Annotated in this window: 18 protein-coding genes; 9 read left to right on the top strand and 9 right to left on the bottom strand. The window is 70.1% G+C overall.

The window, feature by feature from the left end:
* Positions 1 to 62: 62 nt before the first annotated feature.
* Positions 63 to 1,463, top strand: coding sequence for a condensation domain-containing protein (locus tag ACFCZF_RS05345; RefSeq protein ID WP_376670516.1), 1,401 nt, complete (start codon positions 63 to 65; stop codon positions 1,461 to 1,463).
* 30 nt (positions 1,464 to 1,493) lie between these two features.
* Here ACFCZF_RS05345 and ccsB read toward each other — a convergent pair whose 3' ends face one another.
* From ccsB to hemL, 7 genes are all read right to left on the bottom strand, one after another.
* A complete protein-coding gene (gene ccsB / locus ACFCZF_RS05340; protein ID WP_376670515.1) occupies positions 1,494 to 2,630 on the bottom strand; it encodes a c-type cytochrome biogenesis protein CcsB in 1,137 nt (378 codons plus the stop codon).
* Positions 2,627 to 4,420 carry a cytochrome c biogenesis protein ResB gene (locus tag ACFCZF_RS05335; RefSeq protein WP_376670514.1) on the bottom strand — a complete coding sequence of 598 codons (1,794 nt, stop codon included), beginning with the start codon at positions 4,418 to 4,420 and terminating at the stop codon, positions 2,627 to 2,629. The genes ccsB and ACFCZF_RS05335 overlap by 4 nt, the downstream gene beginning before the upstream one ends.
* Before the next feature lie 3 nt (positions 4,421 to 4,423).
* Positions 4,424 to 5,194 (bottom strand): cytochrome c biogenesis CcdA family protein, encoded by a 771-nt coding sequence (locus tag ACFCZF_RS05330; RefSeq protein WP_376670513.1) that lies wholly within the window; start codon positions 5,192 to 5,194, stop codon positions 4,424 to 4,426.
* 1 nt (position 5,195) lies between these two features.
* The gene (locus tag ACFCZF_RS05325) at positions 5,196 to 5,891 is read right to left on the bottom strand and encodes a TlpA family protein disulfide reductase (RefSeq protein ID WP_376670512.1); all 696 of its coding nucleotides are present in this window, start codon (positions 5,889 to 5,891) and stop codon (positions 5,196 to 5,198) included.
* Positions 5,892 to 5,957: 66 nt separating this feature from the next.
* Positions 5,958 to 7,247, bottom strand: a complete 1,290-nt coding sequence (locus ACFCZF_RS05320; protein ID WP_376670511.1) for a hypothetical protein — start codon at positions 7,245 to 7,247, stop codon at positions 5,958 to 5,960.
* Between the two features lie 199 nt (positions 7,248 to 7,446).
* Positions 7,447 to 8,094, bottom strand: coding sequence for a histidine phosphatase family protein (locus ACFCZF_RS05315; protein WP_375918771.1), 648 nt, complete (start codon positions 8,092 to 8,094; stop codon positions 7,447 to 7,449).
* Between the two features lie 50 nt (positions 8,095 to 8,144).
* On the bottom strand, positions 8,145 to 9,461 hold the full coding sequence (gene hemL, locus ACFCZF_RS05310; protein WP_376670510.1) for a glutamate-1-semialdehyde 2,1-aminomutase: 1,317 nt from the start codon (positions 9,459 to 9,461) through the stop codon (positions 8,145 to 8,147).
* A gap of 563 nt (positions 9,462 to 10,024) precedes the next feature.
* Here hemL and ACFCZF_RS05305 point away from each other — a divergent pair.
* On the top strand, positions 10,025 to 10,462 hold the full coding sequence (locus tag ACFCZF_RS05305) for a hypothetical protein (RefSeq protein WP_003974483.1): 438 nt from the start codon (positions 10,025 to 10,027) through the stop codon (positions 10,460 to 10,462).
* Between the two features lie 203 nt (positions 10,463 to 10,665).
* The gene (locus tag ACFCZF_RS05300) at positions 10,666 to 11,382 is read left to right on the top strand and encodes a 2'-5' RNA ligase family protein (protein ID WP_376670509.1); all 717 of its coding nucleotides are present in this window, start codon (positions 10,666 to 10,668) and stop codon (positions 11,380 to 11,382) included.
* Positions 11,383 to 11,599: 217 nt separating this feature from the next.
* Here the strand turns inward: ACFCZF_RS05300 and ACFCZF_RS05295 are convergent, their stop codons facing one another.
* On the bottom strand, positions 11,600 to 12,145 hold the full coding sequence (locus tag ACFCZF_RS05295) for a flavoprotein (protein WP_376670508.1): 546 nt from the start codon (positions 12,143 to 12,145) through the stop codon (positions 11,600 to 11,602).
* Positions 12,142 to 13,413, bottom strand: a complete 1,272-nt coding sequence (locus ACFCZF_RS05290) for a helix-turn-helix domain-containing protein (protein ID WP_376670507.1) — start codon at positions 13,411 to 13,413, stop codon at positions 12,142 to 12,144. The genes ACFCZF_RS05295 and ACFCZF_RS05290 overlap by 4 nt, the downstream gene beginning before the upstream one ends.
* Positions 13,414 to 13,589: 176 nt before the next feature.
* Between ACFCZF_RS05290 and ACFCZF_RS05285 the strand changes: the two genes are divergently transcribed.
* The 6 genes from ACFCZF_RS05285 to ACFCZF_RS05260 are packed head-to-tail and all read left to right on the top strand — an operon-like array spanning position 13,590 to position 18,762.
* Positions 13,590 to 14,030, top strand: coding sequence for an ATP-binding protein (locus ACFCZF_RS05285; RefSeq protein WP_376670506.1), 441 nt, complete (start codon positions 13,590 to 13,592; stop codon positions 14,028 to 14,030).
* A complete protein-coding gene (locus tag ACFCZF_RS05280) occupies positions 14,030 to 15,346 on the top strand; it encodes a UDP-N-acetylglucosamine 1-carboxyvinyltransferase (RefSeq protein ID WP_376670595.1) in 1,317 nt (438 codons plus the stop codon). The genes ACFCZF_RS05285 and ACFCZF_RS05280 overlap by 1 nt, the downstream gene beginning before the upstream one ends.
* Positions 15,343 to 16,581 (top strand): metallophosphoesterase, encoded by a 1,239-nt coding sequence (locus tag ACFCZF_RS05275; protein ID WP_376670505.1) that lies wholly within the window; start codon positions 15,343 to 15,345, stop codon positions 16,579 to 16,581. The genes ACFCZF_RS05280 and ACFCZF_RS05275 overlap by 4 nt, the downstream gene beginning before the upstream one ends.
* Positions 16,578 to 17,117, top strand: a complete 540-nt coding sequence (gene dcd, locus ACFCZF_RS05270) for a dCTP deaminase (RefSeq protein WP_376670504.1) — start codon at positions 16,578 to 16,580, stop codon at positions 17,115 to 17,117. The genes ACFCZF_RS05275 and dcd overlap by 4 nt, the downstream gene beginning before the upstream one ends.
* Positions 17,114 to 17,650, top strand: a complete 537-nt coding sequence (locus tag ACFCZF_RS05265) for a deoxycytidine triphosphate deaminase (protein WP_376670503.1) — start codon at positions 17,114 to 17,116, stop codon at positions 17,648 to 17,650. Before dcd ends, ACFCZF_RS05265 begins: the two co-directional genes overlap by 4 nt.
* Before the next feature lie 23 nt (positions 17,651 to 17,673).
* Positions 17,674 to 18,762 (top strand): glycosyltransferase family 4 protein, encoded by a 1,089-nt coding sequence (locus tag ACFCZF_RS05260; RefSeq protein WP_376670502.1) that lies wholly within the window; start codon positions 17,674 to 17,676, stop codon positions 18,760 to 18,762.
* Positions 18,763 to 18,819: the final 57 nt, after the last annotated feature.

Genomic DNA, 18,819 nt, shown 5'->3' with positions numbered 1-18,819 from the left:
GCGCGGCCACGGGCTCGGCATTCAGTTGGTCGGGTCTGTACATCTGCGAACGGAGACCCCTCGTGCGACTGACCGATATCCACCGCTGCGAGATCCGGCCCGGGCGCCTCGTCGAGTGGACGCTCAGTCCGGCGACCGTCGAGGTCGCGGCAGGGCTGCCCGAGGACGCGCGGCCACCGGCGTACATCCAGGAGTCGCACATCCGGACGGCCCGGTCGGTCCGCGACGACGGCCTGTTCGTGCCGACCTGGCTCGGCGCGGCCTTCGACATCCCGGGCCCGGTCGACCTGGACGCGCTCCAGGAGGCGCTGCGCGCCTGGACCCTGCGGCACGAGACGCTGCGCAGCGGCTTCCGCTGGAGCGGTGGGACCGGGGACGCGATGCGCCGGTTCACGCTGGCGGCGGACGCGGTGTCCCTGCACCGCGAGGACGTCGGCGACTTCCCGGACGCGACGGAACTGGCCCGCCACCTCCGGGACCGCTTCGACGGCGTCGCGGACGCGCTGCGCTGGCCCAACCTCATCTACACGGCGGTCGTCCGCGACGACGGCGTCAGCGTCTACATGGCCTTCGACCACAGCAACGTCGACGCCTACTCCATCTACCGCATCCCCGCCGAGATCCACGAGTTGTACACGGCCGGCGTCGAGGGCCGGACCGTGCCGCGTCCGCGGGTCGGCAGCTACGTCGACTTCTGCGAGGCCGAGCGGGCGGACGCGGACCGGATCGACGGCGGCCACGACGTCGTGTCCCGCTGGCGGGAGTTCATCCGGCGGTGCGACGGGCGGCTGCCGTCCTTCCCGCTCGACCTGGGCGTGGAGCCCGGCGGGACGCTGCCCGAGCAGAAACTGCTGCGCGAGCCGCTGGTGGACGCGGCCGACGCCGCCGCGTTCGAGGCGTACTGCCGTCCCTACGGCGGCAGCCTGGTCGGCGTCCTGGCCGCCACCGCGCTGGTGGTCCACGAGATCGGCGGGGAGCCCGTCTACCGCACCGTCGTGCCGTTTCACACCAGGTCGCGGTCCCAGTGGTCGGAGTCGGTGGGCTGGTACGTGGGCGGCGCGCCGATCGAGGTCCCCGCGTCGCGGGCCCAGGACTTCCCGGCCGCCCTGCGCACCGTCCGCGCCGAACTGCAGGCCAACCGGCGGCTGTCCCGCATGCCGATCGACCGGGTGCTGCGGCTGCTCGGCACGGACTTCCGCCCCACCTCCCCCGACCTGTACTCGATCGTGTCCTACGTCGACGCCCGCGACGTCCCCGGCGCCGGCCGCTGGCCGGACCTGTCGGCGTACGCGCTGCTGAGGGTGTCGTACGGCGACCAGGTGTGCGCGTGGGTCACCCGGCTCCCGGAGGGCCTGTGGTTCGCCGCCCGGTACCCGGACACCGACGTCGCGCACAAGAACCTGCGGCTGTACGTGGAGCGACTGCGGGACGTCGTGACGAGCGTCGCCCGTTCCAGGCCCTAGGGACGCCGGCCGGCCCTCCTGTCCGGTACGTCAGAACCCGACGGACTGGAGGGCGCCCAGGCCCACGTCCGCGTAGGAGTGCTTGCCGGAGACGAAGATGTTGACGCCGTAGTAGTTGAACAGCCAGCAGCCGAAGGCGACCAGGGCCAGGTAGGCGGCCTTGCGGCCCTTCCAGCCGGCGGTGGCGCGGGCGTGCAGGTAGCCGGCGTAGGCGACCCAGGTGATGAAGGACCAGGTCTCCTTGGGGTCCCAGCCCCAGTAGCGGCCCCAGGCGTCGCCCGCCCAGATCGCGCCCGCGATGATCGTGAACGTCCACAGCGGGAAGACGGCGGCGTTGACGCGGTAGGCGAACTTGTCGAGGGAGGCGGCGGCGGGCAGCCGGTCCAGCACTGAGCTGGCGAAGCGGCCGGGCGTGCCGCCGCCCGCGAGCTTGTTCTCGAAGCTGTCCTTGAACAGGTACAGGATCGTGGCGACCGCGCCGACGTAGAACACCGCGCCGCAGAAGATGGCCGTGGAGACGTGGATGTACAGCCAGTACGAGTGCAGCGCCGGGACCAGCTGGTCGCTGGCGGTGTAGAGGACCGTCACCGCGAGACCGAGGTCGAGCAGGACCGTGGTGATCAGGGGCAGGCCGAGCCAGCGGACGTTCTTCTTCAGGGCGAGCAGCACGAGGTACACGCCGACGGCGGTCGTCGTGAACGTGATGTTGAACTCGTACATGTTGCCCCACGGCGCCCGCTGCACCGACAGGGCGCGGGTGAGCACGCCGCCGAACTCGATGGCGAAGGCGAGCGCGGTGAGCGAGATGGCGATCCGCCCGTACAGGTCGCCCTGGACGGTGCCGCCGTGCGCGCCGGGCCCGTCGGGTACGTCGCGGGAGCCGGTCGCCGCGCGGACGACGACCTTCGGCCGCTCCATCACGGCGGTGCCGCCGGCCTTCTTCACGGTGACCGCCGGGCCGCCGGTCTTCGCCTCGGCCTCGCTGTTCGCGGTGAGCGCGGCGGCGGTGCGGCCGACCTTGCTGCGGCTGCCGAAGAGCCACTCGGCGATATAGGCGAAGAACGCCAGGGTGTAGACGGCCATCGCGGAGTAGATCAGCGTGTTGCTGATGTTCGCGAGGTTCTCGTTGGTCGCGGCGGCCAGATCGGTTGCGGCGGCGAGAGTCACTTCTCAGACCCTTCGGCAGGTACGACGTGGGTGTCGGGGGAATCGGGGGTGTCGTCGTCGTTCTTCGGCGCTTCGGGTGCGTCGGGGGCGTCGGGCGCTTCGGGTGCATCGGATGCGCCTGGTGCGTCGGGGGCTTCCGGTGCGTCGGGGGCCTGCTCGTACAGGGTTCCGGCGAGGTCGCCGAGTTCTTCGGGGACCTTCGCGGACTCGCTGCGTCCGAGGCCGGCCATCTCGACGACCGTCACGCCGTCGTCGCCCTTGACGGCCCGCACCCAGACGCGGCGGCGCTGGATGAACAAGGATCCGGCGAGGCCGAGGATGGCGGCGACGGAACCGGCGAGCGCCCAGCCGCTGGCGGGCTGCTCCGTGACCTGGAAGCCGGCCCATTCCTTGACGCCGTCGAAGGTGACGGTCCCGGCGCCGTTCGGGAGGGTCATGGTCTCGCCGACCTTGAGCTGCTTCTTGAACAGCTCGCCGTCGGAGTCCTTGAACTCCTCCAGGTTGGTCTTGTCCAGCTGGTAGATGCTCTTCGCGAAGCCCGCGTCGACACCGAGGTCGCCGTGGTAGGCGGAGAGCGCCAGCATCGGGTTGATCAGCGCGGGGAAGGTCGAGAGCATCGTGCTGCCCTCGCCGCCGTAGGTCGGCAGGAAGAAGGCGTTGAAGCCGAGCTGTTCCTTCTCGCCCTCGGCGTTGCGGTAGCCGTCGCGGACCATGACGGCGCCGGAGGAGGTGACGTTGGAGTCCAGCGGCAGCAGGGCGGTCGCCTCCTTGTCCATGACGACGTTGCCCTTGGCGTCCCTGATGGTGAGGATGGGCGCGTAGCCGTGGCTGACGAGGTAGACCTTCGAGCCGTCGATCTCCAGCGGCTCGTTGACCTTGATGGTGGTCGTCTTCTCGTCGCCGTAGGCGCCTTCGCTGTAGTCGACCGCGGCCTCGTAGATGCGCGGGGTGCCGCGGTTGGGGCCCGTCGCCTCGTAGGTGCCGCGGAAGTTCTTCAGGGAGAAGCTGAAGGGGGCGAGGTCGTGGTCCGGGTCGAAGAGGTTGCCGGACTTGAAGTCGTCGTACTGGGTGAGGGTGTTGGAGAAGCCGTCGCCCTCCAGGATCAGCTTGTTGCCCTCGTACTTGAACAGCTGGCCCCAGGCGAACGCGATCAGCATCACGATCAGCGCGATGTGGAAGGCCAGGTTGCCCACCTCGCGCGCGTAGCCCTTCTCGGCGGCGACGGCGTCACCGACGGTGTGGGCGCGGAAGCGGCGCTTCTTCAGCAGCGCGAGCGCGGCCTCGCGGACCTGCTCGGGCTCGGCATCGGTGCGCCAGGTGGTGTACGCGGGCAGCCGGGTCAGCCGACGGGGCGCGCCGGGCGGGCGGCCGCGCAGCTGGCCGACGAACTGCCAGGTGCGCGGGACGATGCAGCCGATGAGCGAGACGAACAGCAGGATGTAGATCGCGGAGAACCACACCGAGCTGTAGACGTGGAAGAGGCCCAGATTGTCGTAGAGGGGCCCGAGGAGGTCGTGCTTCTCGCGGAAGTCCTCGACCTTCAGGGCGTCGACGCCCTCCTGCGGGATCAGCGAGCCGGGGATCGCGCCCAGCGACAGCAGCAGGAGCAGCAGCAGCGCCACCCGCATCGAGGTGAGCTGCCGCCAGAACCAGCGGCCCCAGCCGATGACGCCGAGGGAGGGGAGGTTGGGCGCCTCCTCCTTGGGGGCGGTGGAGAGCTGGGAGCCGGCGGCGCCGAGGTCCTGGTCCTCGCCCGCCGTCGGGGTCTTGTCCGTTGTGGTGTTGCTCATCGGTCAGATCCCTACAGTGAAGCCGTTGGACCAGGTCTGCATGTCCTGCACGATGCTGTCCCACACGCCGGTCAGCAGCAGCAGGCCGGTCGCGATCATCATGACGCCGCCGATCCGCATCACCCAGACATAGTGGCGCTTGATCCAGCCGAAGGCGCCGAGCGCCTTGCGGAAGGCGACCGCGGCGAGCACGAAGGGCAGGCCCAGGCCGACGCAGTAGGCGACGGTCAGTATGGCGCCGCGGCCGGCGGTGCCCTGGTCGGCGGAGAGCACGAGGACGGACGAGAGCGTCGGACCGATGCAGGGCGTCCAGCCGATGCCGAACAGCGCGCCCAGCACGGGGGCACCGAGCAGGCCGTTCACGGGCTTCTTGTGGAAGCGGAACTCGCGCTGGGTGAGCCAGGGCATCAGGCCCATGAAGAAGACACCCATGAGGATCATGAAGACGCCCAGCACCTTGGTCAGGACGCCCCTGTTCTCCTGGAGCGTCTCGCCGAAGAAGCCGAACAGCGCCCCGCTGGAGACGAACACGACGGTGAAGCCGAGAACGAAGAGCGACGCGCCCGCGACCATCCGACCGCGCCGGGCCTCGGCCAGGTCGGTGCCGGTGACCCCGGTCACGTAGGAGAGGTAGCCGGGGACCAGCGGCAGGACGCAGGGCGAGAAGAAGGAGACGAGGCCGCCGAGCAGCGCGATGGGCAGGGCCACCAGCAGGGCGCCGTTGAGCACCGTGCCGTTGAAGCCCTCCGCGGCGAGCGTGGTCACTGCGGACACGTCACGTCTCCGACTTGCCGGAGGAGGCGGAGGAGCCGGAGGAGGCGGAGGAGCCGGAGGAGGCGGAGGCGTCCTTGAGGTACGGCTCCAGCATCTTGCGGAGCTTCTCCTCGCTGAGCGCCTGGAGGGTGCGGGCCGCGACCTTGCCCTCCCGGTCGATGATGAGCGTGGAGGGGATGGCCTGCGGGTTGAGGGTGCCCTTCTCGAAGCGGAGCATCAGCTTGCCTGCCGGGTCGTACAGGCTCGGGTAGCTGACCCCGAACTCCTCCTCGAAGGCGCGGGCCGGGCCGGTGGACGTGTCGCGGGTGTTGATGCCGACGAACTGGACGCCCTGGTCCTTGACGTCCTGGTAGACCTTCTCGAAGTTCTTGGCCTCGGCGCGGCAGGGCGGGCACCAGGACCCCCAGACGTTGAGCACGACGACCTTGCCCTTGTAGTCGTCGACGTCCAGCTGCCCCCCGTCGACCGTCTCGCCGGACAGGTCGGGGGCGTCGGCCCGCTCACCCTTGTCGACGGTGGAGATGCCGTCCGCGCCGGTGACGAAGCCGGTGTTGCCGCCACCTCCCGAAGTGCCGCCGGAGCCGCAGGCGGTGGCGAGCAGCGCGACCGCGGCGACGCCGGTGGTCAGGGCGACGCGGCGACGGACGCGGGCGGCGGTGCGGTTCGAGCGCAGGGGGGCGCGGCTGGCGGCACTCATGTGAAAAGTTTCGCATGTCCGTTCCGGGGATCTTGCGCACCCCCCTCACGGGCGGAAACCCGCATTTCAGGCGGCGCTTCCGGAGGAAGCCGGTGCCTCCTTGAGGAAGGTCTTCCAGCCGCCGGCCGGCTGCTGCCCCACCTCGACGGTGCGGAGCTTTGCCAGCACCTCCGGCTTCTGCACGTCCAGCCAGTCGGTGAACTGGCGGAAGGAGACGAGCCGGATGTCCTCGCCCTTCTCCTTCTCCCGCGCGATGTGCTTGAGGGCGTTCTCGACGGCGTCCATGTAGATGCCGCCGTTCCACTCCTCGAAGTGGTTGCCGATGAAGAAGGGTGCCCGGTTCGACTCGTACGCCCGCTTGAAGCCCGATATGTACGCGTTCGTGGCCTGTTCGCGCCAGCCCGGGTAGTTGTGCGCGGGCGCCTTCGTCGAGTTGACCGACTGGTTGGCGAGGATGTTGTAGTCCATGGACAGCACCTCGAAGGAGTGCCCGGGGAAAGGTATCTGCTGCAACGGCAGGTCCCAGATCCCGTCCTTCTTCGCCGGCCACACCTGACGGCCGCCGGGCGAGGAGGCGTCGTAGCGCCAGCCGAGCTCGCGGGCGGTGGGCAGCAGGTTGTCCTGGCCGAGCAGACAGGGCGTGCGGCCGCCGACGAGCGCCTTGTCGTAGTCGAAGGGCAGGGACGGCAGGTCGGTCCAGCCGGTGTTGGTCCGCCACTCCTTCACGAAGGACTTCGCCTGGTCGATCTCGCTGCGCCACTGCGCAGGCGTCCAGTTGCCGACGGTGCCGCCGCCGGCGCAGAAGTGGCCGTTGAAGTGGGTGCCGATCTCGTGCCCGTCCAGCCAGGCCCGGTGGACGTTCTTGAGGGTGTCCTTGATGTGGGCGTCGGTGAGGTAGCCGATGTCGGAGGCGCCGCGCGGGTTGTTCGGCGGCTCGTAGCGGCGCTTCTTCGACTCGGGCAGCAGATACAGGCCCGAGAGGAAGAAGGTCATGTGCGCGCCGTGCTCCTGGGCGAGGTCGAGGAAGCGCGGGAAGAGCCCGTTGCCGACCTCCCCCGCCCCGTCCCAGGAGAAGACGACGAACTGCGGCGGTGTCTGGCCGGGCTCCAGCGGTACGGGCGCGTCCGGCTGGTGCGGCTGCTTGCCGGTGTACGACGTGGAGCCGTCGCCGATGGGCCGGGCCGGGGCCTTGCTGCTGCCGGAAGGCGACGGCTTCCCGGAACCGCCGGCCTGGTGCGAGCCGTCCGACGATGTGTGGGAGCCGGAACCGCAGCCCGCGAGCCCGACCGCGGCCGCGGCGCCCGCGCCGAGTCCGAGCATCCCCCTGCGGGTGAGAGTGCGGGTAGAAGTGCGCATCGCAACCTCGTTCGTCACGTCCTCTGGTGGTCACTCAGTCAGAGGACGTGACGAACGTGCGGGTTCCGGAAATCTGTGCGGATTCCGTAACGAGCGTCACGTACGGGCGCTTGCGCGCGTGGGGGTCGGACCGACCGCCGCGCGTGGTTGTCGGACCGACCGCCGCCCGTGGCTGTCGGACCGACCGCCGGGCCAGCCGTCAGGCCCCGTACGCCTTGCCCTGCCCCTTGACCGGCTTGGCCCCGGCGAGGAGGTGGGCCGGGACGAGGTCACGGGCGGGCTCGGTGTAGCCGACGGACACGATCCGGTCGCCCCGGTACGTGAACGTCGTCAGCGACGCCAGCGTGCACTGCCGCTTGCGCGGGTCGTGCCACAGCCGCCGCCGTTCGACGTACGACCGCAGCGTCCAGATCGGCAGCTGGTGACTGACGACCACGGCCTCGTGCCCGCGGGCCCGGTCCCGGGCCGCGTCCAGCGCGCCCATCATGCGCACGACCTGGTCGACGTAGGGCTCGCCCCAGGACGGCTTGAACGGGTTGACCACGTGCCTCCAGTTGCCGGGCCGGCGCAGCGCGCCGTCGCCGATGCCGAAGGTCTTGCCCTGGAAGACGTTGCCGGCCTCGATGAGCCGCGCGTCGGTGCCGAGGTCGAGTCCGTGCGCCTTGGCGATCGGCGTCGCCGTCTCCTGCGCCCGCTCCAGCGGGGAGGCCACGACGTAGGTGACGTCGCGCGGGGCGAGGTGCTCGGCGACCCGGTCGGCCATGCGCCGGCCCAGCTCGGAGAGGTGATAGCCGGGCAGCCGGCCGTAGAGGACGCCGGTGGGGTTCTCGACCTCGCCGTGCCGCATCACGTGAACGACGGTGATGTCGTCCCTGTCGTCCCTGTCGTCCCCGGCGCTCACGCGGTGGCCTCCGCGGCCGCGCGGGCCGCCGCCGGGAGGGCGTCGGCGATGCGCTGGACGGCCCGCTCGTCGTGCGCGGTGGACACGAACCAGGACTCGAAGGAGGACGGCGGCAGATAGACGCCGTTCTCCAGCAGCGAGTGGAAGAAGGCGGTGAACCGGAAGGACTCCTGCGCCTTGGCGCCCTCGTAGTCGGTGACCGGCCGGTCGGTGAAGAACACGGAGAACATGTTGGAGGCGGTCTGCAGCGTGTGCGCGACGCCTTCCTTGCCGAGCGCCTCGGTGACGAGGCCCTGGATCTGCTGCGACACGGCGTTGACCTTGGCGTACGCGGCGTCGTCGAGGAGCCGCAGCTGGGCGAGCCCGGCGGCGGTGGCGACCGGGTTCCCGGAGAGGGTGCCGGCCTGGTAGACGGGCCCGGCCGGGGCGAGGTGCGCCATGACGTCGGCCCGCCCGCCGAACGCGGCGGCGGGGAACCCACCGCCCATGACCTTCCCGAAGGTCATGAGGTCGGGAACGACCCCTTCCACCCCGTACCACCCGGCCCGGCTGGTCCGGAACCCGGTCATCACCTCGTCGGAGACGAACAGCGCGCCATTGGCCGCACACGCGTCCTTCAGCCCCTGGTTGAACCCGGGCAGCGGCGGCACGACGCCCATGTTGCCGGGCGAGGCCTCCGTGATCACGCAGGCGATCTCGCCGGGGTGGGCGGCGAAGGCGGCGTGCACGGCGTCGATGTCGTTGTACGGCAGCACGATCGTGTCGCTCGCCTGGGCGCCGGTGACACCGGGGGTGTCGGGCAGCGCGAAGGTGGCGAGGCCGGAGCCGGCCGCCGCGAGGAGCGAGTCGACGTGACCGTGGTAACACCCGGCGAACTTGATCACCTTGGTGCGCCGCGTGAACCCGCGGGCGAGCCGGATGGCCGACATGGTGGCCTCGGTCCCGCTGGACACCAGCCGCACCTGCTCCAGCGGGGCGACCCGCTCGACCATCGCCTCCGCGAGGGCGACCTCGCCCTCGGCGGGCGTGCCGAACGACGTCCCGCGCGCGACCGCGTCCTGCACGGCGGCGATCACCTCGGGGTGGGCGTGCCCGAGGATCATCGGCCCCCAGGAGCAGACGAGGTCGACGTACTCCCGGCCGTCGGCGTCGGTCAGGTACGGCCCGGTGCCGGACACCATGAACCGGGGCGTGCCGCCCACGGCACGGAAGGCCCGCACCGGGGAGTTCACGCCGCCGGGCGTGACGGCCGCCGCGCGGTCGAACAGAGCCTGCGAGGCCGGTGCTTCGTATGGGTATGCCAGTTCGCTCATGACCTGCGACTTCTCCGACCTTCTCGACCTTCTCCGACTTCTCGGACCCGGCATGGACCTGGCTCGGCCCCTGCTCGGCTCCCGCTCGGCCCCTGGTTGCCCTGGGAGACCTCATTCAGGGTAGACAACCCGCCCGACCGCCGTGCCGTCTGCCAGACTGGAGCCCGTCCACGCAGCTCACACGGGCGGCGCGGAGAAGGGCTGCCGGCCGTTCCGCGGACGGACGACGGACATGCGACGGGCGTACGGCGGACGTACGCCCGGCATATGTCCGACCGCACGTTTCGGCGAGCGGCCGTGGGGGAGGTCACTGACACGATGATCGGGTTGCGCGGCGGGGGCCACGCGTCCTAGAAAAGCAGTCGGGTGGAGATATGCATCGCGGTGGCGGACTGGGCGAGGGGACCGACGACCTGGGTCCTCGACGTGCCCGGCGGGGAAGGCACCGACGCGAGGCGGAGGAATCGACCGAAGCACGTCAGGCACACGGCACCCCGGACGAGCCGAACCGGCTCGACGGGCGGGCCGACCGGCTGGGGGCGGGGAGCAGGAATGGTGGTCGGGTGGGGGTGACCTACAAGTACTTCGGCGCGCCCGACGGCGCGACCGCGGCCCGCGTCCCGATCTCGATGCGCCCCGAGGAACTCGGCGGCGACGAGCTCGGGATGAACGGCATGTTCACCAAGATCAAGCCGGAGACCATGGCCGCCATGGTCCTCACCGGCATCGAGGGCGTCCCCCTGCACAAGGTCCCGCCCCTCGAACTGGTCGTCCTGCACCCCGACTACGCCGTCGTGAAACTCCCGATGACCGTCGTCGACCCCCTGCGCGGCATCGGCGAGGAGGCGGTCGGCGCGGCGGCCTTCATCTGGTCGACGGTCCCGGACCGGGGCGGGCCGCGGGACGCGTTCAATGTGTACCAGTTGCTGCACGAGTGGCAGGACTTCAGCCATCGGCTGCATGAGGCGGGGCATCAGCCGTATTGCCTGGTGTGGCCCTGAGCCGGTCTGGTTCAGGGCTGCGTACTGAAGGTGGCCGGGGCGACCGCGATCGCATCCGCAGCTCAGCTCGGGCGCGGCTCCCCCGGGTGTGAGTAGCCCCTTGGCGAACCCGGTCGGCCGTGCGCGAGTATGGCGAACAGCTCCGCGCTCGGGGCTGTCAGCTCCCGCCTGCCGAGGCGGGATGATCGCGAAGGAGACGCCGGGTGCCTTGGCCGCACATCCAGCTCAGCGCCGATCCCGCTGCCTTCCCTGCCCGCCCACCGGCCGACCTGAGTGACCCGGCGGTAATCGCGGTGCACGACCAGACGGCCTTCGACTCCGTGGAGACCATGGTCGATCACTGGGACCGGCCCGGCTGGACGGCGCAGACCCGGGCGTACTACTGGATGCTCACCTTCCCCGACAGCCCAGCACTGGCCGACCTCGCCCGTCGCTGTCAGCAGTACCTCGCGCCGCTCGGCCTGGATCCGGTCCCGGACGACAGGTTGCACGTCACGCTCACACGCTTCGCTTCCGCCGCAACGCTGCCGCTGAGTCGTCTCGATGACGTCATCAGCGCGGCGGCCCCGCTTCTCCCGGCAGCCTTCCGCCTGCGGGCGGTCCCGCTCGCGGGTTCTCGGGGGGCCGTACGCCTGACAGTTGCGCCATGGGGCCCGGTACTCGCGCTCCATGCGGCCCTCAGCGGGTCCATGGCTCTGTTGGGGCTGGCTCCCCGCAAACCGACCGAGTTGTTCCGCCCGCACCTGAGCCTGGCCTACAACAACCGGCCACGCCCTGCTGTCCCGGTCGTCGAGGCCGTCACCGCCCTCCGGGATCTTCCATCGGTCGATTTGCGTGTTCAGGACGTGCAGTTGGTGGAGCTGCGGCGCGAGGAACGTGCCTATCGGTGGGACGTCATCAGAAGCGTGCCGCTCGACTGACAGCCGACTGCATGCGCGGCAGGACGGCAACGACCGCCTTACCCGCGGCGGTGGTCTCCACGTACCACCGCCGCCGGGGCCAGCAGCTCGCGCCGACCGGCCAGGGCAGGTCAGGCGGCGGCGTACTTTTGCAAGGAAGCCCAGGTCAGCACCCAACACTCCGGCCCACGAGGTGGTCACCGTCTCGTCCCCGCAGCCGCGAGCATGGGGGCGCTGATCACGACCGCAGGGACAGCCTGGGGGCAAGCAGCTCCAGCAGTTCCTCCCAGCGGTAGCGGTGGGCCCCGCCGCCCGCCTTCGGCCGGTGAGGCTCATAGGAGCCGATCAGGACGCCCATCTCTCGCAGCAGGTCCAGACTCCGGCGGTACGCAGGATGGGCGGCTTGGGCGGAGTTCAGGTACGGCAACACGGCGACCGGAACGCCCATGGCGGGCGCCTCGCACAGGATGCCCAGCGCCAGATTGTCGGAGATTCCAGCGGCCCACTTGTTGACCGTGTTGAAGGTGGCCGGGGCGACCGCGATCGCATCCGCAGGCCGGCTCGGGCGTGGCTCACCCGGTGACCGCCAGGCCGAGCGGATGGGGCGGCCGGTCTGGGCCTCGACCGCCTCGGCATCAAGGAAGCCGACTCCTTGCGGGGTGGCTACGACGCCGATGTCCCAGTGCCGTTCCTGTGCTGCCGTGATCAGCCGGCCGACGTCGGCGGCGACCCCGGCCGCGCAGACCACGATCTGGAGGAACGGCTTGTCGTGCTGGTCACTCACGCGGGCACTCCCAGTTGGCGGCTGAAGTGGTGGAGCTCGGGCAGTGCCCGGCGACGGTCACGGGCTGCCATGTCGGCGACCAGTTCACGTACGGCCGGGCGGCGGACGTCCTGTGCTGCGCAGCTCTCGGCGATGCGTAGCGCCTGGTAGCCGTCGGCGAGTCTGCCCTGCTGACTGTAGGCGCGGGCGGCCTCTACCCAGAGCGCGGCCCGTCGCTCAGGGACGGGGATGTGCCGCCGCATGAGGGGGCGAGCAGTATGGAGGGCGATACCGGCGTCGCCGAATGAGACAGCCGCGCTGATCTCATGCAGGGCTACGTTGGTCGAGCTGAAGTTCGCCCAGTCGTCCGGCCGATCGAATGCTACGTAGCGGGCCACCTCTTTGGCCTCAGTGAGGAAGCCCTGAGTGGTGTCGCGGTCGCCGTTTCTGCTTGCGGCGGTTGCTCCGCGGAGCAGCAGCAGGCCGACCGCTGCCAGGTATCGGGGCGAGCGTTGGTCGTAGGAGCCGCTGAGCTGGTCGACGGTGTGGCGCACCATGTTCACGGCTTGGGCTGTGTGCTTCTCCCGTACGAGCACGTGCGCATGAACGCGGACGCTGGCGGCGAGGACGACAGGGTCCCCGGACCTTTCCGCCTCGGCCATAGCGCGGCCGGCCGCGAGCCAGGCGTTGCCCTGGTCGGCTCGCTTCAGCAACAGGCTCACCGACGTCTGGTAGGCGGTCGCGAGCAACCCGGACGCCTCCGCCGAACCGGAGGAGCCGCCGACGACCTGGCGCAGGTCGGCGATGAGGCCCGGCAGGGCCTGCTCCAGTTTCGCGTAGTCGCACGTGCAGAACAGCCGGCGCACGGTCCGCGCTCGCTCCCGCAGCTCGTCGATACCGGAGGAGTCACAGGTGGCGGCGGGGCTCGGTCCCGGCAGCAGGACCTGGATCAGGTCGTGGTGCGCCACGGTCGGCGTCGGCGTCGCCGCCAGCGCGGCGACGCTCGCGGCAAGGAAGGTGCGGCGGTGCATGTCCTCGGTTCCGGGATCGCTGGGGCTGGCGTCGGGGGCAGCGGCGAGGCCGAGGCGTTGCGGTGGGATGTCCAGTACCTTCGCGATCTCGCGCAGCACGCGCACGTCCTCCGTGCCCCTGCCGTTCTCCAGGCGGCTCACCTTCGACTGGTGGTAGCCCAGTGCGGTGGCAACGTCCTTCTGCGAGCGCCGCTGTAACACGCGTGCCTGACGGATGACTTCGCCGATCCGTCCGGCTTCACTCTGTGCGTCGGCCATCTGTGCCACGGCCCCTTCTGCCGTCGCCGATCCTGCCTGCTCAATCGAGCGTAACCGAGCGTCCATTGGCCGCGATGCAGCTCCTGCATAAGTGATGCGGCCCCAGCACACGGCATGGTCCCGCTTGCCTCCGGAGCGGTTGCCTGGAGCAGCCGCACCGACCCTGGAGGCAGCTCGTGAAAGCGCACCAGTTCGCACTCTCCGTATCCGCCACACCGACCGCGGTCACCGCCGCCCGACACTGGGCCGTGGACGCGATAGAGGGCTGGGACACGGTGCTGGGCAACGAGGTGGTGCACACCGCCGAGCTCGTGATCAGTGAGTTCGTCACCAACGCGGTCCGGCATGCCGAAGCCGGCCCGGTCTCCCTGTCCGTCCGTCTCGACGAGCAGTCACTGCGGATCGAAGTCTGCGACGACTGCCCGGAGCTGCCCCGGCCGGGTCTCCCAGATCCGTATAGCGAGAGCGGCCGAGGTCTGTTCCTCGTGGCCGCGCTCGCGGATCGATACGGCGTCGAGCCGACGGCGGTCGGGAAGTGCTGCTGGGCCGAGATCGCACTGCCCACCCATCCGGACCATCCGATCGTGTCCCCCCTTGTTACACAGAGGAGTTGCTGATGACGACCACTCGCGTCCCCGGCGTGGCCGCCGAGGTGATCGCCGTACGTCCGGGCCCACCGCTCACCGGCACTGTGACTGTCGACGGCTCCAAAAACGCGGCGCTCCCGCTGGTGGCCGCCGCGGCTGCCCTCGGCTGTCCGGTGAGGCTGAGCAACATTCCTGCCAACACGGACGTGCAGACCATGCTCGCGCTGCTCCAAGAGTCGGGCTGGCACGTTGCGCAGCCGGTCGGGAAGCCGACTGCGGCGGTGATTCTGCCGACTGAAAACCAGCCCGTGCGCCCCCACCTGCCCCAGGCCGCGCGTATCCGTGCCTCGTACTACCTGGTGCCGGCCCTGCTCGCCCGGCACGGAGAGGCACGGCTGCCATGGCCGGGAGGCTGCCGGATCGGCGCACGCGGGATGGATCTGCACTTCAAGGTGTACGAGGCATTCGGCGACCGGAGTGTCTTGGATGACTCCGGATATCGCGTCGAGGCCGCCAGACGTCGCTATGGCACCGTGTCCCTGGTGCTGCCGTTCCGCTCGCGCGGGGCGACTGTGGCCGCCCTGCTTCGAGCCGTAACCACCGGCCGGCCTCTGCGGCTGGGCGAGCCCAATCTCTCGCCGGAAGTGCTGTATGCGCTGGAGGCCCTGCAGGCGGCGGGCTGGGAAACCCGGGTCGGCGAGCGCCTGCTCGCCCTCTCGCCGCCCCCCTCGGCACCGAGCGACGCCGCATGGGTAGTGCCGGGAGACAAGGTGGAGGCAGGGACACTCGCCTGTGCAGTCGCCACCACCGGCGGAAGCGCGCGCATCCGAGGCGCGCGAGCCGACGACCTGGGCCCCCTCGTGGCCGCCCTGCACCGACTGGGCATCTCCACCGTCAGCGAGGCGGACACTCTCACCGTGAACACCCAGGACGGCCGCTTGGTCAGCCGCCCCTTACGGGCCACCGCCTCGCTCAGCCCGGGCGGCTTGGACGCCGACTTCGAACCACCACTCATGGCACTGGCCCTCGGCCTGCCCGGTACCCACCTGTTCGCCGACGCCATCAACCCGGGTCGCCATGGCAATCTTCTGCCGCAGTTGGCCCGCCTCGGAGCGGACATCGAAGAGACCTCCCCCACCGAGTGCCGCCTTACCGGTCCTCAACGGCTGACCGGGACGGGCGTGGAGGCCACCGACATCCGAACCGGATCCGCCCTCATGGTCGCCGGCCTCACCGCCCAGGGCGTCACCACCCTCGGTGGCCTCGACCAACTCCGCCGCGGCCACGCCGACCTGCCCGGCAAGCTCCACAGCCTGGGCGCCGACATCTGCGAGGTCACCCCATGACCACCCACGGCCGCAACTTGCGCCAGATCGTCGCCACAACGGACGTCCACTCCGCCTTCGACAACGCCGCGCCGTTCCTGACCCACCTCCACTCGCTGCGGCCGACTTCACTCATCGTGGACTGCGGCGACTTCTTCGAAGGCAGCGGGTACTACCGCCTCGCCCGCGGCACGATCGAGCGGGAGATCCTGCTCAGGCTGTACGACGTGCTGGCCCCCGGCAACCACGGCTGGCTCCACCACTTCGAACCTGGCCTTCACCGGCGCACTGTCTGCACCAATGCCGTGGATGCCTACACCGGCGACGCTCTGTTCCGCCGCCTGTACATCGCCGACATCGATGGACGGCGCGTCGGCGTAACCGCTGTGATCAGCCAGCAAGCCTTCCACTCGATCCCGGCCGCCCAGCGCGTCAGCCAATGCGTCACCGATCCCCTGCCGTCCCTGCGCGAGGTGATTCTCGCTCACCACCACGAGGTGGACAGCTGGGTCCTGCTCAGCCATTCCGGCTTCGACGAGGACCGGAAACTCGCGGCGGCCTGTCCGTTCCTCGACGTGGTCTTCGCCGGGCACTGCCACAGCGATCAGTACGGGCCGGTCCGAGTCGACGGCACCCTGGTCGTCAAGGGCCGGGAACTCGCCGACGGCTATGCGATCGCCACGCCCGTGGGCACGGGATGGGGTGCGGGCACTACATCCTTCCCAAATCGGGCCCCGAGCGTCGTTCCCATGGAGCTTGCGGATCTACGCTCCCCCATCGACGACGTCAAGCAGCAGCTGACCGCCGTCCTCGGCCCGATCAGTCCGGCGTACCGCCACCAGCCCCTCGACCGGCGCAGCCTGCTCGTGGACCTCACCGCCCGCCTGCGTACGGCACTCGGGGCAGACGCGGTCATCCTCAACGAGACGGCACTACGTGCCGTCCCGCTCGGCGACACACTCACCCAGGGCGACCTGCTCTCCATCGAGCCGTTCGCCAACCAGCTGGTACACGCCCACGTACCTGAGCCGGCACACAGCGGCCTCCGTGGCCTGCTGTCAGATCTGACCGCTCAGACCGGCCCGCTCGTTACGGCCCCCAATCCCCTGCCGGACGCCATCACCACCGTGCTGACCACTGACTACCTCGCCGACACCTACCTCGGCGGACGCACATATGAGGCCGGCCTGCGCCTGGACCAGGCCGTCCAGCATGTCCTCACCGCTCCCGACACCGCGGAAGGAGGCAGCTCATGATCCTCACCGGCCCGGAAATCACCGCTGCCGCTCATGACGGCCGCCTCCGCATCACCCCGTTCGCCGCCGACCAGGTCAACCCCAACAGCTACAACGTGCGTCTGGGCTCCACCCTGCTCACCTACACGAGCACGGTCCTGGACGCACACCGGCCCAGCCCCACAAGCGAGACCAGCATCGGCTCGGACGGGCACATCCTCCAGCCAGGCGAGCTCTACCTCGGCCACACCCTCGAAGAGGTCGGTTCCGACACCTTCGTGCCCCTGCTGTTCGGTCGCTCCTCCGTCGGACGTCTCGGCCTCTTCGTCGAGATCACCGCCCCCATCGGCGACATCGGCTTCCACGGTCAGTGGACGCTCATGCTCACCCCGATCCGACCGCTGCGCGTGTACGCCGGCATGGCGATCGGGCAGATCATATTCTTCGTCTCCACCGGCGCCATCGACCTCTATCGCGGCAAGTACCAGGCTGCCGCAGGACCGCAGCCTTCCGCCTACTGGCGAGACCTCGCCCGACTCCGGGCGGTGGCATCGTGATCCTCACCGGCTCCGCCATCGCCGACGCCGTCCAGGCCGGCGAGATCACCATCGATCCATACGAACCCAGCCGCGTCTCCACCAACGCCTACGACTGGCGGCTCGGCGACACGATCCGCGTCTGCGACGGCAACCTCGACGCCGCGACTCCCACCGCCTTCACCGAGCAGCCCATCCCCGACGCCGGCCTCGTGCTGCGTCCTGGCCTGCTCTACCTCGGCATCACGCTGGAGCGGACCGGTTCGGAGACGTACGCGCAGCTACTGAACGGTGACCGCACCACCGGGTCCCTGGGTATCTGGGTTCACGTCTCGGCTCCCCTCGGACACCAGGGCCATGCGATCCGCTGGACGCTGGAGATCCGCGCCGCGCGACCGGTGCGCGTGTATCCGGGCATGACCTTCGGCAAGCTCGTCTTCCTCACTGCCTTCGGCGCCCCGGCCAGCTACCAGCATCAGCCCGCCAAGTACGCGTCCACGGAAGGCATCGACGTCTCGCGCCTCTACGAGGAGATCGACGGAGGCACGCGGTGAACGCCCGCTCGGCCACTGGCCCGATGGCTGCCACCTTCCTGGACCTCCCCGTCGGAAGCCCCGGCGGCAGCGTCGAGCTCTTCATCGACCTCTACACCGGCCGACAACCCCTCATCCCGGCACGCGCCTTCATGCTCGCACCACCTGGTCACGCTCCCCGGGCACCCGCCGGACTCAGCGTGCTCCCCGTAGCAGGCAAGTGTCTGGAAGGAACGGCCTTCAGCCGCTACGTCGCCACCCTGCGCAGAGCGCTCACAGCCATACTCGATCCCACGCAGATCGGCGTCCTCCACTTGCAGCACCTCGCATTTGGCGCCACTCCTGCCCTCATCCGCGCTCTGCCCGCACATCCTCGGATCGCCCTCGTCCACGGCACGGACCTGATCTTCGCCGAGACCCACCGAGACCAGCTCCAGGTGCTGCGCGAGACAGCCAGGGCCGCCGACGCCATCGTGGTCCCGACCAACGCAATGGCCGACCGCCTCCTCAAGCTCGCCCCACAGATCGAACGCCGCAAGATTACCCACATCCCCTGGGGCATCCCCGACCACCTGCTCACCACACCGCTCGCCCGGCCGGCACTCACCTCCACCAGCCACCTGCGGCTCCTGTACGCAGGACGCCTGACCACCGAAAAGGGTGGCGAGACCCTGATCAAGAGCCTGGCTCCCGTCCCCGATGTCGAGCTGAGCGTCGGCGCGCCCAGAGCCCAGTTCCACGCACTGGCCCCGCTGCTGCAACGCGCCGGCGTACGAGTCCGCTACCTCGGCTGGCTGCGCCGCCCACAGCTGTGGAAAGCCTTCACCGAACACGACGTACTGGTCATGCCGTCCACCACCCTGGAAGCCATGGGACTGGTCGCACTGGAAGCCCAAGCGTGCGGACTGCCCGTCCTCTACCAGCCCGTACCCGGCCTCAGCGAAGCGCTCGCCACATCTGGCATGGCCACGGACTTCACCCACTCCGCCGCTCTGGCGCGCGACCTCGAGCGGCTGAGGAAGACGCCTGGGCTGCTGACCGCCCTGCGACAGGCGGGCTACGCGAACGCGGCCCGCCATCCTCTCTCGGCGACCGCACGGTCCCTGAACGACCTCGGCCGCCAGCTCACCTGACGTGATTCCCGGGCGGCACAACACGTCGCTGCCCGACCCACCTTGTGAACGTCACTA

Source organism: Streptomyces sp. NPDC056296 (genome assembly GCF_042268605.1).
In the GTDB taxonomy this organism is placed as follows: Bacteria; Actinomycetota; Actinomycetes; order Streptomycetales; family Streptomycetaceae; genus Streptomyces.
The sequence above is the reverse complement of the archived record's forward strand: the minus strand, read 5'-3'. Positions and strand labels throughout refer to the sequence as shown.

Bases quoted from the DNA above. Each gene is read 5' to 3' on its own strand.
- ACFCZF_RS05275 (WP_376670505.1), top strand. From the start codon at position 15,343: ATGACCACCCACGGCCGCAACTTGCGCCAGATCGTCGCCACAACGGAC.
- ACFCZF_RS05325 (WP_376670512.1), bottom strand. From the start codon at position 5,891: ATGAGTGCCGCCAGCCGCGCCCCCCTGCGCTCGAACCGCACCGCCGCC.
- ACFCZF_RS05320 (WP_376670511.1), bottom strand. From the start codon at position 7,247: ATGCGCACTTCTACCCGCACTCTCACCCGCAGGGGGATGCTCGGACTC.
- ACFCZF_RS05280 (WP_376670595.1), top strand. From the start codon at position 14,030: ATGACGACCACTCGCGTCCCCGGCGTGGCCGCCGAGGTGATCGCCGTA.
- ACFCZF_RS05315 (WP_375918771.1), bottom strand. From the start codon at position 8,094: ATGCGGCACGGCGAGGTCGAGAACCCCACCGGCGTCCTCTACGGCCGG.
- dcd (WP_376670504.1), top strand. From the start codon at position 16,578: ATGATCCTCACCGGCCCGGAAATCACCGCTGCCGCTCATGACGGCCGC.
- ACFCZF_RS05260 (WP_376670502.1), top strand. From the start codon at position 17,674: ATGGCTGCCACCTTCCTGGACCTCCCCGTCGGAAGCCCCGGCGGCAGC.
- ACFCZF_RS05335 (WP_376670514.1), bottom strand. From the start codon at position 4,420: ATGAGCAACACCACAACGGACAAGACCCCGACGGCGGGCGAGGACCAG.
- ACFCZF_RS05290 (WP_376670507.1), bottom strand. From the start codon at position 13,413: ATGGCCGACGCACAGAGTGAAGCCGGACGGATCGGCGAAGTCATCCGT.
- hemL (WP_376670510.1), bottom strand. From the start codon at position 9,461: ATGAGCGAACTGGCATACCCATACGAAGCACCGGCCTCGCAGGCTCTG.